This is a genomic window from Streptomyces sp. NPDC002206, from assembly GCF_053593595.1.
Genome location: NZ_JBSFCW010000002.1, coordinates 379,108 through 395,645, shown reverse-complemented (window position 1 = coordinate 395,645; position 16,538 = coordinate 379,108). Strand labels below are relative to the sequence as shown.

General features: G+C 70.1%; 15 protein-coding genes and 2 pseudogenes. 7 read left to right on the top strand and 10 right to left on the bottom strand.

Features of this window, described 5'->3' with window-relative positions:
- Positions 1-42: 42 nt before the first annotated feature.
- The 6 genes and pseudogenes from ACWCP8_RS06690 to ACWCP8_RS06665 all read right to left on the bottom strand — a co-directional run.
- Positions 43-894: an RNA polymerase sigma-70 factor gene (locus ACWCP8_RS06690; RefSeq protein ID WP_352268636.1), complete on the bottom strand. Its 852-nt coding sequence runs from the start codon at positions 892-894 to the stop codon at positions 43-45.
- Positions 891-1,469: a carboxymuconolactone decarboxylase family protein gene (locus ACWCP8_RS06685; RefSeq protein ID WP_352268635.1), complete on the bottom strand. Its 579-nt coding sequence runs from the start codon at positions 1,467-1,469 to the stop codon at positions 891-893. The genes ACWCP8_RS06690 and ACWCP8_RS06685 overlap by 4 nt, the downstream gene beginning before the upstream one ends.
- Positions 1,470-1,599: 130 nt before the next feature.
- A pseudogene (locus ACWCP8_RS06680) lies at positions 1,600-2,193 on the bottom strand (CBS domain-containing protein); the annotation flags it as partial.
- A 113-nt stretch (positions 2,194-2,306) separates the two neighbouring features.
- Positions 2,307-2,708 carry a GNAT family N-acetyltransferase gene (locus tag ACWCP8_RS06675; protein ID WP_451114576.1) on the bottom strand — a complete coding sequence of 134 codons (402 nt, stop codon included), beginning with the start codon at positions 2,706-2,708 and terminating at the stop codon, positions 2,307-2,309.
- A complete protein-coding gene (locus tag ACWCP8_RS06670) occupies positions 2,705-3,853 on the bottom strand; it encodes an acyltransferase family protein (RefSeq protein ID WP_451114574.1) in 1,149 nt (382 codons plus the stop codon). The genes ACWCP8_RS06675 and ACWCP8_RS06670 overlap by 4 nt, the downstream gene beginning before the upstream one ends.
- A gap of 307 nt (positions 3,854-4,160) precedes the next feature.
- A pseudogene (locus ACWCP8_RS06665) lies at positions 4,161-4,388 on the bottom strand (TerD family protein); the annotation flags it as partial.
- Between the two features lie 131 nt (positions 4,389-4,519).
- On the opposite strand from ACWCP8_RS06665, the gene ACWCP8_RS06660 reads away from it, so the two are divergent.
- Both ACWCP8_RS06660 and ACWCP8_RS06655 read left to right on the top strand, forming a co-directional pair.
- Entirely contained in the window at positions 4,520-4,933 is a 414-nt protein-coding gene (locus tag ACWCP8_RS06660) for a BlaI/MecI/CopY family transcriptional regulator (RefSeq protein ID WP_352268631.1), read from the top strand.
- Between the two features lie 2 nt (positions 4,934-4,935).
- Positions 4,936-5,871, top strand: a complete 936-nt coding sequence (locus ACWCP8_RS06655) for a M56 family metallopeptidase (RefSeq protein ID WP_352268630.1) — start codon at positions 4,936-4,938, stop codon at positions 5,869-5,871.
- A gap of 11 nt (positions 5,872-5,882) precedes the next feature.
- Here the strand turns inward: ACWCP8_RS06655 and ACWCP8_RS06650 are convergent, their stop codons facing one another.
- Positions 5,883-6,083, bottom strand: coding sequence for a hypothetical protein (locus ACWCP8_RS06650; protein WP_352268629.1), 201 nt, complete (start codon positions 6,081-6,083; stop codon positions 5,883-5,885).
- A 443-nt stretch (positions 6,084-6,526) separates the two neighbouring features.
- Between ACWCP8_RS06650 and ACWCP8_RS06645 the strand changes: the two genes are divergently transcribed.
- Positions 6,527-7,618 carry a PP2C family protein-serine/threonine phosphatase gene (locus ACWCP8_RS06645; RefSeq protein WP_451114571.1) on the top strand — a complete coding sequence of 364 codons (1,092 nt, stop codon included), beginning with the start codon at positions 6,527-6,529 and terminating at the stop codon, positions 7,616-7,618.
- Between the two features lie 182 nt (positions 7,619-7,800).
- Here ACWCP8_RS06645 and ACWCP8_RS06640 read toward each other — a convergent pair whose 3' ends face one another.
- Complete coding sequence (locus tag ACWCP8_RS06640) at positions 7,801-7,974, bottom strand: hypothetical protein (RefSeq protein ID WP_267009726.1); 174 nt, start codon at positions 7,972-7,974, stop codon at positions 7,801-7,803.
- A 400-nt stretch (positions 7,975-8,374) separates the two neighbouring features.
- Entirely contained in the window at positions 8,375-9,829 is a 1,455-nt protein-coding gene (locus ACWCP8_RS06635; RefSeq protein ID WP_352268625.1) for a purine-cytosine permease family protein, read from the bottom strand.
- Positions 9,830-9,898: 69 nt separating this feature from the next.
- Between ACWCP8_RS06635 and ACWCP8_RS06630 the strand changes: the two genes are divergently transcribed.
- The 4 genes from ACWCP8_RS06630 (at position 9,899) to ACWCP8_RS06615 (ending at position 16,011) form a co-directional block, all read left to right on the top strand.
- The gene (locus tag ACWCP8_RS06630; RefSeq protein ID WP_352268624.1) at positions 9,899-10,612 is read left to right on the top strand and encodes a TetR/AcrR family transcriptional regulator; all 714 of its coding nucleotides are present in this window, start codon (positions 9,899-9,901) and stop codon (positions 10,610-10,612) included.
- A 31-nt stretch (positions 10,613-10,643) separates the two neighbouring features.
- Positions 10,644-12,266 (top strand): amidohydrolase, encoded by a 1,623-nt coding sequence (locus tag ACWCP8_RS06625; RefSeq protein WP_451114567.1) that lies wholly within the window; start codon positions 10,644-10,646, stop codon positions 12,264-12,266.
- 502 nt (positions 12,267-12,768) lie between these two features.
- A complete protein-coding gene (locus ACWCP8_RS06620; protein ID WP_352268622.1) occupies positions 12,769-15,150 on the top strand; it encodes a phosphoketolase family protein in 2,382 nt (793 codons plus the stop codon).
- 99 nt (positions 15,151-15,249) lie between these two features.
- Complete coding sequence (locus ACWCP8_RS06615) at positions 15,250-16,011, top strand: aldo/keto reductase (RefSeq protein WP_451114565.1); 762 nt, start codon at positions 15,250-15,252, stop codon at positions 16,009-16,011.
- A 240-nt stretch (positions 16,012-16,251) separates the two neighbouring features.
- Here ACWCP8_RS06615 and ACWCP8_RS06610 read toward each other — a convergent pair whose 3' ends face one another.
- Positions 16,252-16,476: a DUF6480 family protein gene (locus ACWCP8_RS06610; protein ID WP_352268619.1), complete on the bottom strand. Its 225-nt coding sequence runs from the start codon at positions 16,474-16,476 to the stop codon at positions 16,252-16,254.
- Positions 16,477-16,538 lie beyond the last annotated feature (62 nt).

The following is a 16,538-nucleotide window of genomic DNA, read 5'->3' as shown; positions in this document are numbered from 1 at the left end:
CGAACCGCCCGGAACACACACGACGACAGCGCAGCAGCAGACCTACCTGGCGAGTTCGGCGGGTTCATCAAGCCGCGTCAGTTTCCGCGGGTTTGCCATCGCGTGGATCCGGGTGACTTTCCCGTTTTCCACCACGAGGCTCACCGCGGCCACTCGGCCATCGATCTCGATCCGGCCCGCAGGCGCGCCGTTGAGCCACACGGCCGACACCACCCGGTCCGGGCGAGCGAGCATCTTCGCCACGAGTTCGGCCCCGTGGATCGGAGCCGGAGCGGCGGCCGCAAGCCCGCCACCGTCGGCGATCAGGACCACGTCCGGTGCCATGACGTCCAGCAGTTCCTGCAACTGGCCGGTGCGCAGCGCGGCCAGGAACCGCTCCACCACGGCCTGCTGCTCCGACCGGCTCACCTGCACCCGCGGCCGCCGGGCCGCCACGTGCTCGCGTGCCCTCCGCGCAATCTGCCGCACCGCGGCCGCGGACTTCCCCACGGCCTCGGCGATCTCGCCGTACGGCACCTCGAAGACCTCGCGGAGCACGAACACCGCGCGCTCCGTCGGCCCGAGCGTTTCCAGCACGGTCAGCATGGCGATCGAGACGCTCTCCGCGAGCTCGACGTCCTCGGCGACGTCGGGGCTGGTCAGCAATGGCTCCGGCAGCCACTCGCCGACGTACTCCTCGCGGCTGCGCGACATCGTCCGCAGACGGTTGAGCGCCTGCCGTGTGACGGTTCGGACGAGGTACGCCCGCGGGTCGCGCACCTGCGAACGGTCGACGTCGGCCCACCGCAGCCAGGACTCCTGCAGCACGTCCTCCGCATCGGCCGCCGACCCGAGCATCTCGTAGGCGACCGTGAACAGCAGGCCGCGATGGGCGACGAACGGGTCCTCGGTCATGCCGTCGACGCCACGCCGGAACGCTCAGGACGCACGGCCAGCGGAATCTCGCAGGCATCGGAGTAGCCCTGCGACGTGATCCCGTGCGCCGTATTGCACCTGGTCGCCATGTTGGCGAAGCCGATGAACACGGTGAGTTCGACCAGCGCGGCAGGGCCGAGCCGGTCGAGCAGACGATTCGACAGTTCGTCGCTGACGGTCGGCGGCGTGTTCGTCATGGCCTCGGCATACCCGAGAACGTCGCGCTCCAGCGGCGTGAACACCTCCGACTGCCGCCAGCGCGGCACCTGGCTCGCCTTGGCCAGGTCCAGGTTCTGGTTCAGTGCGTGGAAGTAGTTGACATCGAGGCACCAGCTGCAGCCGACCTGTGCCGCGACGGCCATGTGCGCGAACGTCTTGAGGCTCGCGTCAGCCGCGTCCCATGCGCCCACCTTGGCCGAGAACTCCTGGTTGGCCCCGGCGACCTCGGGGTTGTTCCACAGCACCTCGACGGGCTCGGGCACGGCACCTAGCTGCTTGATCATGTTTTCGCGGAGCTCGGCGGTGAGCTCGGCCTTCGGGACGCGTGGCGTCATGGTGTTCTCCTTCTACGTGTGCCTGTTTGGCCGTTCGGCATGAAGACACCGCCGGACCCGCGCATGTGACAGCGGGACTGAGGAGCAATTCGAGACCCCGGCACCTTCAGCTCCTCACCGGGCGGCCACATCAGGCGCGCCGCCGAGCGAAGGCCTGACGGAACCGTGGTTCCCCGACGTCTGCGCCGCCGAGCAGGTCGTCCAGGCCGACCATGCCGGTGAGGCGGCCGGTGTCGCCGCAGACGACAGCGAGCGAAGCGCGGCGCCTGCGCAGCAGGTCGATTGCGTCGGCGACCGTCGCGTCCGCAGTCAGCTCCGGCACCGGCACCGGCACCGGCACCGGGCGGGCCGGTGCACGGGCGCTTGTGGCGCGCCCCTGGGCGCGGGCGACCATGGCGTCGCGGGCGTGGACGGAGCCGAGGACAGCGCCGTTCTCATGGACCGGGAGACGGGTGCGATCGTGGTCCGTGGCAACGCGCAGGATGTCGTCGATGCCCGCCCATCCGTCGACCGAGGTGATCTCGACGGCCGGGACCTGGAGCTCGCCCACCGGGGTCTGCGGCTCGGTGAGCGAGCGGGTGATCAGCTCCGAGTCGTCCTCGCTGATCAGGCCGAGCCGCTCCGACTTCTCGACGAGATGGGTGAGCTGCTCACGGTTGTGCACCGAGGCCGGCTCGTCCCGCGGAGCCACCCGGCACAGGCGTACCGGCGCGTTGCTCATCCGGATGGTCGGGGACTGTGCCCCGGAGGGTCCGTCGGTCCGGCGGACAAAGCGTTGACTCCTCATTTATCGCTGTGTATCGGGTCAACGGGTGTAGCCGGATCGATGTCCCTCGGTCACTGTCCGTCGCTGGTTCCTGTCGCGCCACTTGGTGAGTTCGCGGACACCATGTGTGGGCAGCGCACCCCACGCGGTGGGAAGGATATGTCCGTCTCCTCGGCCATGGCCAGGAAGAACTTTCGTCCCACCGAGGACTGTCGGGACGTGGACCAGGCATAGCCCGGGCACGGCGCCAGGGCGGTATGCAGTGCTTCCCGTCCCAGACCGTGCCCCTGCCGGCAGCCAACGACGGAGATGCGGTCTATGTAGCCGAGCCGGCACGGGTGGCAGACCTGGTACTCCAGCTGCCCCACCACTCGCTCCCGGTGCTCTCGTACAAGGACGGCCTGGCGGCCCGCCGGTGTGTCTGCGGTGACGCGCTCGAAGTGGACCACCGGCAGCCGCGCTGGACCGCTCACCTCGTTCGCCGGACCTCGGTAATGTCCCTTCTGAAGGCCCACTCCATCTTGGGTTCCATCGCGGGGCGGAAGATCCGCTGCACGGGCGGGGTGCACAGCGCGGTGATGACGGTTGCGGCGATGAGGGTGACGGTGATCTCGCCGAGCGGCTGGTGGAGCCAGTCCTGGTCGTACCAGTGCCAGAAGCGCGAGCCCTTGGCGAGGAAGCCGTGGAGCAGGTAGCCGTACAGCGTCCCGGCGCCGAGAGCGGTGAACCACATTTGGCGCCGGGGTACCCAGGCGAAGAAGCAGGCGACCAGGATCAGAGAGCATCCGAAGAGGGCGAGCGTCATGACGGCGCCGGTCCAGCCCGGCGCCGCCAGTTCCTGGGCGCTGTCGCGGCGGTAGAACCAGGCCGCGTTCATCTGCGGGGCCGCCCAGTACGCGACGGCCAGGGCGCCGGCGAAGACCGGGACGGCCAGGAGACGGACCTCGTGGCGGCGTACCAGCTGGAAGTGGGCCGGCTTCAGGCAGAGGCCGAGTACGAAGAAGGGCAGGAATTGCAGGACGCGCTGCAGGTCGAGGTCGTCACCGATGTCAGGCGAGACCGACGCGAGCACCGCGATGGCGAGCGCGAGCGGCAGCGGCCAGCGCACGAACTTCCACAGCGGGGTCGTGAGCCGCCAGATGACGAGCGCAGCCAGGAACCAGGTCAGATACCAGGGGTCCAGCAGGCTGATCGGATACGACGGGTCGCCGCCCGCCCACCGCTTGAAGAACGTGTACGCGACCTCGAAGACCACGTACGGAACGGCGACGCCGGTCACCAGGCGTTTGATCCGGCCGGGGCTCGCGTCGAAGCCGCGCGAGAAGTAACCGGAGATGACGATGAATGCCGGCATGTGGAAGGTGTAGACGGTGATGTACAGCGCGGCCGCTGCCCGGCTGTCACCGCGCAGCGGCTCCCACGCGTGGCCCATCGCCACCAGCACGATCGCCAGGTACTTGGCGTTGTCGAAGAACGCGTCCCGCTTCTTCGCCGGCGTGGGCGGTGTGGCGGGCGCCCTCCCTGAGGCCTGTCCGCTGTCCGCGCCCTTCGCAAGGGCCTGCCGCTGGGGACGCAGCGACGTCGACGGCTGCTGCGTGGGCCGCATCGTTTCGCTCACGAACGATCCCGCGTACAACATATGGAACCCGCGCAGAGCATCTGCCCTCTTACAAAAAATGTGGGGGTGGCGTCGCTGTGAAACATCTGAGGCACCGTAATCACCAGCCTCGGGCCGCGCAAGCCCGCACCGGTGACAGCGTTGCGCGGGTCACAGGTGACGAGTGATGGCGGGCAGCAGGTCCTGGAAGGTGCGGCCTGCGGCGGGTTCACCCGGGGCGGCCATCTGCCGGCCGCCGGGTTAGACCGCCGCCCCCGTGGGGGGTCTGGATCGAGGCGCGAGCGGCGGGGTACTGAAGGGGGTGTCGTCAGACGTTGACGCCGAAGTCCGCGGCGATACCGGACAGGCCGGAGGCGTACCTCTGGCCGACGGCGCGGAGCTTCCACTCGGCCCCGTGCCGGTACGGCTCGCCGAAGACCATCGCGGTCTCGGTGGAAGCGTCCTCGGACAGGTCGTACCGGGCGAGCTCCTGGCCGCCTGCCTGGTTGACGATGCGGATGAAGGCGTTGCGGACCTGGGCATACGTCCCCCGGCGCGGGGGGTGGACCCGATTCGAAATCTACAACAGTGTAGAAGAAAGCGTGAGGTGCGGCGCCACGCCACTACGATGAAACGTCCGTTGATTGGTGGGGCGGACCGCCAGGCCGGGACGAGGGAGTTGATGCGGTGAACAACGAGCAACGTGTGCCCGGTCGTCGGCGTGGTCAGGGAGAGCTCGAAGTGCAGGTGCTGACGGCCCTGCACGCAGCACCAGGTCCGGTGACCGCCGGCTGGGTACAGGATCGCTTGGGCGGCACGCTCGCGTACACCACGGTGATGACGATCCTGACCAGGCTCCAGGCGAAGCACGCGGTCACCCGGGAGAGGGTGGGCCGGTCGTTCACCTGGACTGCTGCCGCGGACGAGGCCGGCCTGGCCGCACACCGCATGCGGCGGGTACTGGACAACGAGACCAACCGGGAAGCGGTCCTGGCGAGTTTCGTATCCAGCCTGTCCGCACAGGACGAGGAGCTGATCCGGGCGCTGCTCAACGACGCCGACATTGTCGGTATCGCGGACCAGGAGAGCCCGGAGCACTGACCGTGGGCGTCTTCGTCTTCCTGCCTCTCGTCCTGCCCTTGACAGCCTGGCCGATCGCGCGCCTCGCCGAACACCACCTCCATCCGCGCGTGGCCACCAGGCTGTTGTCCGGCGTCGGCGCCGTGCTGGCCCTGTGCAGCACCCTGTGTCTGGGCCTGCTCGCGATCGTCGGCACCGCCCAACTCCCCGGCAACCCACTTCCGGACGGCTGGGCCGACCCCGAGGTGCGGGCGGCGGTCCCGCACGACGAGGTGGTGGGGAAGTGCGCCATCGGCGTGCTCGCCGCCACGGTCGTCGCCTGCTCAGCCCTTGTGCTGCGTCATCGCCGAGTACGTCGACGAACTGCGCGGGCGCTACGGGGGCTCCCGGCCACCCAGATCGCCGTACTGCCGGATACGACGCCGTACGCCCATACGCTGCCCGCAGGCCGGAGCGGTGGTCGGATCCTGGTCTCCACCGGAATGCTGGAGTCCCTCGACTCGCGTGAACGCAGGGCCTTGTTCGCCCACGAGCGGGCCCACCTCTTCGGCCGGCACCATCGTTACCTCCTGGTGGCCGGTCTGGCTGCGCGGGCCAACCCGTTCCTGCGACCGCTGCGTACATCCGTGGCGTACACCGTGGAGCGCTGGGCCGACGAGGACGCCGCGCTGCGGGTCGGGGACCGGAGGGTGACCGCCCGGGCGGTGGGCAAGGCAGCGCTGATCTCGCGCGCGGCACCCGATCCCGTACTGGCGTCCTTCGCGCTGCCGGGCCCCGTGCCACGCCGGGTCGCGGCCCTCCTGGCCCCGGCACCTGCTGCTCGCACTTGGCCACCCACCTTCACCGCGGCGGGCCTTGCAGCCTGGGCTGCCGCGGCCGGAGCGGCGTTGTCGGCGATGTCGTCCGCCAACTCGGTGGTCACGTTGATCGTGATCCTCCACGCGGCAACGCCACTGTAGAAAACCGCTGTTCAGAGGTTGTCCGCCAGGAACGCCAGACCGGCGGCGAACCCGATGAGGGCGAGGCCGACCAGGGCGCAGACGAACAGCAGCAGCCGGCCGAGCAGAATTCCGGCCAATGCCATTCCACGCCCGTCGCCACCGAGTCGGCGTCCGCGGAAGCGACCGATGTGCCCGGAGACGATGGCGATCAGGGCGGACAGCACTGCCATCGAGACGAAGATGCCGGGGTTCAGCCAGGCGATGCCCGTTCGCCTTGTCGGGCCCCGCCGAGGGCGGCTCCTCAGAAGTCGCCCGAGGGGCCGAAGCTCGTCACTGTCGTCGTCCTGGGTGTCGGCGGACGCGACCGTTTCCCCCTCGGGGAGGGTCGACGGGGGAGCCCGGACAATCCCGTCCCGTGCAAGCGGGGTGTCCGTGGACCTGGCCGGGCGCGGTCACGACTCGGCCGCCGGGGCGAGCCGGCCGGGCCGGTGGACTTCTCGTGGAGCGCTTCGGGGCAGTTCACGGTGCGGCAGCACTCGTCGAGGTACGAGCCGTGGGCGCAGCGGGCCAGGTTCGGCCGCAACGCGCTTTACTGCCACTACTCGCCGGCTGGCGGGATGACGACGCGGCCCGGAACATTGGGAGGGGAGAGCCCTGGACAGAGGGGACGCCCATGGTTGCCTGGTACGAGCGCCACAGGTGGGCGCAGCTGCCCCTCGGCGTGAAGTTTCTCCTTGGCCTCGGCTGTTTGATGATTTTGGCGTGCGTAGTCGTCGATCTGGTGTCCGGGCCGGACAGCACCCTTTCCCCGGTCCTGATTTCGGTGCCGGTGCTGGCTGCGGTTGGAGCCCGGAGGGTTTGGGCTCCGCTGGCTGCGGGTGTTGTCGCAATCGTCCTGGTGTTCGTACTCGCCCGGGCGAACCCAAGTGTGCCGACAGTGATCCACGTGAGCTCCGCTGGCTGCGTGGTGCTGGCCGCCGCCGTCACTTCGGGCGTTATCGCCCTGATGCGCAGAGAAGAGCAGGCGGCGGCCCGGCTGCACAACATCACTGAGGCGGTTCAGAGAGCCCTGCTGCGCCCGCTCCCACCCCGGGTCGGCCGTCTGCAGGTGGCGGTGCGCTATGCCGCTGCGGAGCCGGATGCTCGAATCGGCGGAGATCTGTACGACCTGCTGGAGACCAAGTTCGGCGTCCGGGTGCTGTTGGGCGACGTCCGCGGCAAGGGATTCGAAGCAGTGGAGGTCGCCGCCGACATCCTCGGCGTCTTCCGTGACGTGGCCCGGACCGAACCCGGCCTGGACAGCGTGGCCACACGACTCGACGGCGCGATTGCCCGGCGCGGCCGGAGCGAAGAATTCGCCACCGCGATTTTGGTCACCACGGCACCGGAGGAAAACCACGCGGCCGTCATCGTCAACTGCGGCCATCCCCCACCGCTGCTGCGCCACCGCGGGGGGACCGTCACCGAGGTATCGCCGGAGGTAGCCGCGCCACCACTGGGGCTGTGCGAGCTGGCCGGTGACTGTTATCGCTTGCAAAAGGTCCCCTTCCAGCCCGGTGACCTGCTGCTGCTCTTCACCGACGGCACCTCCGAAGCCCGCAATCGGCAGGGCCAGTTCTACCCGGTCGCCGAACGCCTGCGAGGCATCGGCGAAAGCGATCCGGGCGCCCTGCTGGACCGCGTGCTGGACGACCTGCGCTCCTGGACCGGCGGCCGGATCCGCGACGATGTGGCCTTGATGGCCCTGCGCTGCATGCGGTGGTGACGGCCCCGCCGGGCCTTGACTTCTCCAGACCCAGCGCCCCACTCGCGGGACGCTTCGGCGGCCCGGGTGCTCGGGAGTGAGCGAGCCTGGAGGCCCGTGACCGGGCCCCGGCTGCGTGAAACACGAGCAGCCGCCGTTGCACTTGGTTCCGTGCAACGGCGGCGGCGTCGGCAAAGCTGTTACTACAGCTCCCGCTCGATCTGGTTCTCACTGACCTTGTCTTCGCGCATGGTCGCCTCGTTCTGGACGGCGTAGCGCGTCTGCGCCCCGCTGCCCTCGGCACTGCGAATCTCGCCCCGCTGAAGCTCGTCCTGCTGGTCCCGGTACTCCACGTGCTGTCCCTTGCGGTAGGGCATGGGGATCTCCAAGTCTCGTATGGGTCGGTGGGGAGGCCGGCCCGCCCGTTCGGCGGGGCCGCTCCTGGCCCGGCGACTGTCGCCAGGCGCAGTGACAGCCCACCCCCAACTACGCGCACCAGCAACCACTACGGGCCGAATGGGGGACGCCTCGCCCGGCTTCGTTCGAGCACTCCGGGGCAGTTCACGGTTCGACGGGCCTCTTCGAGGTATGAGCCGCGGGCACAGCGGGCCCGGTTGTGCTGCGGGCGTACTCGTGTTCCGGGGCGCGACCCCCGCGCCTGGCGGCGGTGCGGCACACGGCCACCGGCCCCTCCCGCTCCGTCCCGGGTCAGGCGGCCCCGGTGGTGACCGCGCTTCCCCGGTCACTCCCTCGCGACCTGAAGGGCCGTGCGGCGGCTCATGCCCGCTGCGCCATGCCGAGCCGGTCGCGGGAGCGCCGCATCAAGGTCGCGTAGACGGCCGACGCCACGGCGATGCCGACAGGCAGGGCGAGGTCCACACCGCCCAGGGCGCGGGCGAGCGGGCCGGTGTACAGGGTGTTCACGCAGAGGGCGGCCGCGGCTGTGCCCGCGGTGAGTGCCAGGGCACCTGCCCAGTTGACGCCTGCCGTGAACCAGTAGGGACTGCCGGGGGTTTCGTCCGTCAGCGCGAGGCCGTCGTAGCGATTACGGCGCAGCAGGATGTCCGTGGCGTAGACGGCCGTGCTGGGTCCGAGCAGGACGACGGTCAGCTGAAGGACGTTGCCGACGGTGTCGAGGAAGTTGGACACGAGCAGCGCGTACAGGGTCAGTGCGACGCCGAGAACTCCGTCGACGATCACACTGAGGGAACGGCGGATACGGACGCCGACGGACTGGAGCGCGAGGCCGGAGCTGTATGCGGTCATGGCGTTGATGGAGATCGTGCCGAGCACCAGGGCGAGCAGGAACACGGGGGTGAACCAGCTGGGCAGGATCGTCTCCAGCGCGGTCTGAGGGTCGGTCATGTCGACCGCGGTCGCGGCGAACGCGCCCAGTGAGGTGACGACGACGCTGGGCAGGAAGCCGCCGAGCGAGGTCCAGCCCACGATCGCCTTCGGGGAGGTCGTGCGGGGCAGGTAGCGGGAGAAGTCGGCGCTGTTGGTGTATGAGAGCGGGCCCGAGGCGATGAGGGTGATGCCGCCGGCGAGGGCCACCCACAGGGCGCTGCCGGTCAGCGGCTGGGCGGGCTCGTAACCGAAGTCGGTGTGCCCGAGCACGCTGAAGGCCAGGACGGCGAACGCGGCGGAGAGGGCCACGGTGATCGGGAGGTAGAGCTTCATGATCGTGGCGTGCCCGTAGACGCTGATGGCCAGGGTGAGCGCGGCGATGACCACCACGACGGCGATCTTGACACCTGTGTTCGGCACGATGCCGGCCTTCTCGACCAGGGAGAAGGCGGCCAGCGCCGCGGCCGCCAGGTTGAGGGCGATGTAACAGATGCAGATCACCCAGCCGGTGACCGCGATGTTCACACGGTTGCCGCGAACGCCGAACATGGCCCGCATGATCACCTCGCTCGGCGTGCCCGAGGCCGGGCCCGAGACGGCGAGGAGGCCGACGGGCACCCAGAACAGGTTGCCCACCACAATCACGGCGAGCGCCTGCCACAGGCTCAGGCCCATGAGTATCAGGGCGCCACCGACCACCAGGCTCAGGTAGTTGACGTTCGCCGCCGCCCAGACGACGAACAACTCCCGTGCGCGGCCGTGGCGTTCCCGCTCGGGAATGTGGTCGATGCCGTGGACCTCGATACGGCCCGCCCGGTCCGCGGGCGGCGGCGTGTCGTGCACGCCGCGCGTGTGGGGGTGCGGGTCGGGAATCGTGGACGCCATGGAGCCCTCCGGGTGCTGGTCATACCCACCTGCTTGCTTATTGGTCGCACACTCAATAACATCCCGGGTATGCCGTCAAGCGTCCAGCGCAAGCGAATTCGGAAATCACCCGCCGCCCGACGTGCGGAAATCGTCGAAGCGGCCGCCACCATCGCCCTGACCGAAGGGCTGGAGTGCATCACCCTGCGGCGCATCGGCGAGCAGCTCGATGTCCGTCCCGGGCTCATCAGCCACTACTTCCCCTCGGCGGAGGACCTCGTGGCCGAGGCGTTCGGCAGCGCCGCGAGTACCGAGCTCGACACCCTCCTGCCGGCCGAGAGAGCCGACGGAACCCCCACGCAGCACCTCGCGCGGTTCTTCGCACACGCGACGGGAGAGGCGTACGACGACATCAGCCGGCTCTGGATCAACGCACGACACCTCAGCCGTTACCGGCCCGTCCTCCGGGACCGGGTCGGCGAGCAGGAGGCGGCGTGGCGCGGGCGGCTCGAGAGCCTTGTCCGGGAGGGCGTCGAGCGGGAGGAGTTCCACACGGACGACCCATATGTGACGACCATTCAGATTCTTGTGGTGATCGATGGACTCGGCGCCCATGCCAACACCGACACCGACGATCGCCCCGAGGCAGTGACGCGTATGGCCATCACCACGGCGGAACGCGAACTGGGCCTGACGAGCGGCGCTCTCACCCGCCCCCTCGGCCCATCCACCGACACGGACCAGGACCCGGCCTCCGCCGCCGGCACGGATCCGGCCGCCGAGTCGACTGCCACCCCCAACTGACCTTCCCCCACCAGCTCTTCAAGGAGCCGCCGTGCACACCCGTCTCGTCCTGCTCTCCGCCCGTCTGCTCGACCCGGTCACGGGCCGGTTCCTGCCGGAGACCGCCCTGGCCGTGTCCGGAGGGCAGATCTCCGCCCTGGGCGACGACCGCCGGATACGCGCGCTCGCGGACTCCTCGACGACGGTGATCGACGTGAAGGGGGCCGTGGTCACCCCCGGCCTGGTCGACGGGCACCTCCATCCCGTCTCGGGCGCCGAGCTGACCCAGGGACTGGACCTGTCGGGCTGCGCCGACCTGAGCGAGGTGCGCGAGACGCTGGCCCGCGAGGTCCGGACCCTCGCACCCGGGGCGTGGCTGCACGGATGGGGTCTCGACCCGAACATCTTCGGAGGCCGGCCCGTCGAGGCCGCCGCCCTCGCCCCCGTACTCGACGGCGTACCGGCCCTTCTCCAGCTCTTCGATGCCCATTCCATGCTGGCCAGCCCGCGCGCACTCGAACTCGCCGGCGTCGACGGGCCACGCTCCTTCGCCCAGGCCGCCGAGGTCGTCTGCGACGACACCGGACGGCCCACCGGGCTGCTCCTGGAGGACGCCGCCTGCGAGCTCGTCGAGCGTGCGGCCCCGCAGCCCACGCACGCGGAGCGCCGCGCCGGGCTCGCCGCCGCGCTGCGCAGCATGGCCGCCGCCGGACTCACCGGCGGCCACGCCATGGACGCCGGCGGCGAAAGTCTCGCGCTCTACGCCGAACTGGACGCGGCCGGCGAGCTGCCGCTGCGCCTGCGGGTCGCGCCCTGGTGCCAGCCCGGCACCGACGCCGACGCGCTGCGCGCGATCATCGAGCAACAGGGCACCGGCGGCGCGCTCTGGCGGACCGAAGGCGTCAAGCTCTTCATGGACGGCACCATCGACAACGGCACCGCCTGGCTGGAGCGCCCCGACTGCCACGGCGAGTCCACCCACGCCTTCTGGCCCGACCCCGACGCCTACACCCACATCGTCGGCGAGCTCCACCGGGCCGGGGTGCCCACCGCCACCCACGCCATCGGTGACGCGGCCGTGCGGCATGCCCTCGACTCCGTCGAGAAGGCCCTGGCCACCGGGGACCGCGGAGTCCGGCACCGGATCGAGCACATCGAGACAGTTCCCGACGACACACTGCGCCGCTTCGCCGAGCTCGGCGTCGTCGCGTCCATGCAGCCCACCCACTGCTGCGACTTCACCCGGGCCGACCACACCGACAACTGGTCGCGCCGCCTCGGTGAGAAGCGCGCCTCCCGCGCCTGGCGCTGCCGCGATCTGTGGGACTCCGGAGCCACCGTCGTCCTCGGCTCCGACTGGCCCATCGCCCCCTACCCACCGCTGGGCGTCATGGCGGGCGCCCGCCACCGTCGGCCCAGCCGCGATCTCACCCAGCCCCCGCACGGCCCCGAACAGGCGCTCACCGCCCTGGAGGCCCTCCAGGGCATGACCGTGAACGCAGCTCTCACGGCAGGCGAGGAGTACAGGGCCGGCCGGATCGCCGTCGGCCACCGCGCGGATCTCACGGTCTTCGCCGACGACCCGCTCACCACCGCCGCCACCGACCTGCCCCACCTGCCCGTGCTGCTGACGGTCCTCGACGGGCACCCCACCCACCGCGACCCGAGCATGTGACCCGTTCCGTCGGGCGGCCACCGATCGGGCCTTCCCGTCGCGACGGACCTCGTCGCCCATTCGGTCCCGCCAGGAGTGCCGCCGGGCCATGGAATGCGCACGCTGGACACGTCCCGGAAGCCTCGTCGGCACAGCTGACACCTGAGCCGAACCGGGCAGCGCTGACCGCACCGGACCACTCGGCAGGCACCGGCGCTGATGTTCCCGCCTCTTCGGAACGCTTCAACCGGGCGCCCGCGGACCTGCGGCCTTCGCCTCCGACGGCCACAGGTCCGCGGGTTCCCGGAGTGTCGGCGCTCCGGGGCGCACCGCCCAAGGCGCTCGTACCGTGCGAGAAGGAGCTGGCCAACGATGCCTGGACACTCACCCCGCCATCAGGCTCCTGCTGCTCCGGGAGTCCGGCAGTGACTCGGCGTTCACGGTCCGCGGGCTCACGCCTATGACCCGATGAATCGGGTACCGCCGAGAGAACACCCCCTTCACCGCGCAGACGGAGGCATGAATGACCACCGCTCCGGACTCGGTCGGCACGATCACCGACCAGGAGGCAGCCGCTCTCGACGCCCACTGGCGCGCCGCCAACTATCTCTCGGCCGGGCAGATCTACCTCATGGCGAATCCGTTGCTGGCAGAGCCGTTGCGCACCGAGCAGATCAAGCCACGGCTGCTCGGCCACTGGGGCACCTCTCCCGGCCTCAACCTCGTCTACACGCACCTCAACCGGATCATCAAGAACCGCTCCCAGGATGTGCTGTGCATCTGGGGCCCCGGGCACGGCGGCCCCGCGGTGCTGGCCAACTCCTGGCTGGAGGGCACCTACACGGAGACGTACCCGGACATCACCCGGGACACGGAAGGGATGGAGCGGCTGTTCCGGCAGTTCTCCTTCCCCGGCGGCGTGCCCAGCCACGTCGCGCCGGAGACCCCCGGCTCCATCCACGAGGGCGGCGAACTGGGCTACTCGCTCGGGCATGCTTACGGAGCCGCGCTGGACAACCCGGCCCTGCTGGTCGCCTGCGTGATCGGCGACGGCGAGGCGGAGACCGGCCCGCTGGCGGCCTCCTGGCACGGCAACAAGTTCCTCGACCCCGTCCACGACGGCGCGGTGCTGCCCATCCTGCATCTGAACGGCTACAAGATCGCCAACCCCACCGTGCTGGCCCGTATCCCCCAGGACGAACTCGAGCAGCTGATGCGCGGACTGGGGTACGAACCGCTCCACGTCAGCGGCGACGACCCCGCAGCCGTGCACCGTGCCATGGCCGTCGCGATGGACACCGCCGTGGACAAGATCCGCGCCATCCAGCACGCCGCCCGCCACGGCGGAGAGCGCCGTCGGGCTCACTGGCCGGTGATCGTGCTGCGCACGCCGAAGGGCTGGACCGGGCCCGGCGAGGTCGACGGCCTGCCGGTGGAGGGCACATGGCGCGCCCATCAGGTTCCGCTTCCCGGCGTTCGGGAGAACCCCGCTCACCTCGCGCAGCTGGAGGAATGGCTGCGTTCCTACCGGCCCGAGGACCTCTTCGACCCCACCGGGCGTCCCACCGAGCAGGTGTTGGCGTGCGTGCCGGAGGGCGAACGCCGCCTTGGCGCCACCCCGCACGCGAATGGTGGCCGACTGCTGCGCACCCTGCCCGTGCCGCCGCTGGAGGACTATGCGGTGCCCGTCGACAAGCCCGGGACGACCCAGCACGAGCCGACCCGCGTCCTGGGCGGGATGCTGGAGCGCATCATGTCGGATACCGCGCAGCGCCGGGACTTCCGTCTGTTCGGACCCGACGAGACCGCGTCCAACCGACTCCAGGCGGTCTACGGAGCCAGCGGCAAAGCCTGGCAGGAGCAGATGCTGCCCACCGACGAACACCTGGCCCGGGACGGCCGGGTGATGGAGATTCTCTCCGAGCACACCTGCCAGGGCTGGCTGGAGGGATACCTCCTCACCGGCCGCCACGGGCTCTTCTCGTGCTACGAGGCGTTCGTCCACATCGTCGACTCCATGGTCAACCAGCACGTCAAGTGGCTGCACACCTCTCGTCAGCTTCCCTGGCGCGCGCCGATCGCCTCGTTGAACTACCTGCTCACCTCGCATGTGTGGCGCCAGGACCACAACGGCTTCTCACACCAGGACCCCGGATTCGTCGACCACATCCTCAACAAGAGCCCCGAAGTGGTACGCGTCTATCTGCCCCCGGACGCGAACACCCTGCTCTCCATCGCCGACCATGTGCTGCACAGCCGGGACTACGTCAACGTCGTGGTCGCCGGCAAACAACCGTGCTTCGACTGGCTCAGCATGGAACAGGCGCGTGCCCACTGTGCACGCGGCGTCGGCATCTGGGAGTGGGCCGGAACCGAGAACGGCGACCGTGAACCCGACGTCGTCCTGGCCTGTGCCGGTGATGTCCCCACCCAGGAAGTACTGGCCGCGGCCGACCTCCTCCGGCGTCACCTGCCGGGCCTGATGTTCCGCGTGGTCAACGTCGTGGATCTGACGCGGCTGATGCCCACGACGGAACACCCGCACGGGATGCCCGACGTCGAGTTCAACGCGGTCTTCACCACGTCCAAGCCGGTGATCTTCGCCTACCACGGCTACCCGTGGCTGATCCACCGGCTCGCCTACCGCCGGGCCGCCCACCCGCACCTGCATGTGCGGGGCTACAAGGAGTCCGGCACCACCACGACGCCGTTCGACATGGTGGTGCGCAACGACCTGGACCGCTTCCGGCTGGTCATGGACGTCATCGACCGGGTTCCCCACCTCGGCGCCCGGGCCGCCGCCACCCGGGAGGCCATGGCGGACGCCCGCAGTCGCCACCACGACTGGATCCGCGAACACGGCGACGACCTGCCCGAGGTCGCCCACTGGACCTGGTCGTCGTGACCCTCTGACGCGCCCGAACCCGGCAGCGAAAGCCAGGAAAGACTCGAGTTCCTCGCTCGCGCCCTCGGTGATCGCTTCACCTGACTGGCGCGGTCGGGCATGGACTTCGACGCCGACGGCACACCGCTGGACGGGCGCGCCGAGCACGTCCGCCGAGCGGTGGAACGGTCCCTTCGCCATCTGGAGACGGACACCATCGACCTCTACCACCTCCACCGCGTCGATCCCGCCGTCCCGATCGAGGAGACCGTCGGCGCCATGGCCGAGCTGGTCACGGCGGGCAAAGTGCGTCACCTCGGGCTCTCCGAGGCCGCCGCCGCAACGATCCGCTGCGCGCACGCCGTCCACCCGATCACCGCCGTGCAGTCGGAGCTGTCCCTCTTCAGCCGGGATCTCCTGGAGAACGGGATCAAGGAGGTGCTGGACAAGCTGGGAATCGGTCTGGTCGCCTTCTCTCCCCTCGGCCGCCGCTTCCTGTCCGGAGCCATCCGCAGCATCGACGACCTCGACCCCGACGACGCGCGCCGGGGCCTGCCCCGCTTCTCACCCGAGAGCATCGCCGCCAATCTCGCACTCGTGGACCGGGTCGGTGCGATTGCCGAGGCACAGGGGGGCGACTCCGGAACAGATCGCCCTGGCCCGGGTTGCGGCGCAGGGCGCCGTCTCCATCCCCGGGACCAAGCGACGGGCCTATCTGGAGGAGAACGTCGGAGCGGCCGACATCGCCCTGCCCACGGCGGAGCTGAGCGCCCTGGACAGCGCTGTGCCGACCGGGGCCGTCACCGGCGCGCGGGACACTGTCGAAGAGCTCGCACGCACGAACCACTGACCGGAGTGCCGGTGCGCGGCCAGGGCACGTAGAGCCGGCTCGGCCACACGGCCGTACCGTGGCCGGAGCACCGGAGTGATGCCGGAGCGGGGACAGGACCACATCGGGATGTGGCCCGGGCGACGTCGAGCGCCGACATGGCACCGGGCTCTCCGCGCCCGCGAGTACGGCTCGAGACGCAGCCGACGGACGCCACCCGAGTAACCCATGGGCTCAGACCAGTTGGCGCTGTTCCGCCTGGCGTCCCGCCGGTATCCGCTCCTGCGGTGCGGTCACTGCGCCACGATGATCGCGTACACCAGGAAGAACGCGGCGCACAGCACGACGACGATCCCGATGGCAATCAGGGGCCCCTTGGCCCAGCCCCGGGTCACGTCACCACGTGGTCCTGTTTCCGGTCCGGTACTGCTCTCGGCAGGTGGAGTCTCCCCCGGCGGAACCGTCCGCTCGTGCTGGGCGCGGCGGCCGTTGTGCGGATCAGGATTCGCATCACTCATTCGTTCAGAGTGCCCCCTGCCGGACAGGCCGGCGCGCCGGGACACCCAATCGGGGACGCGCC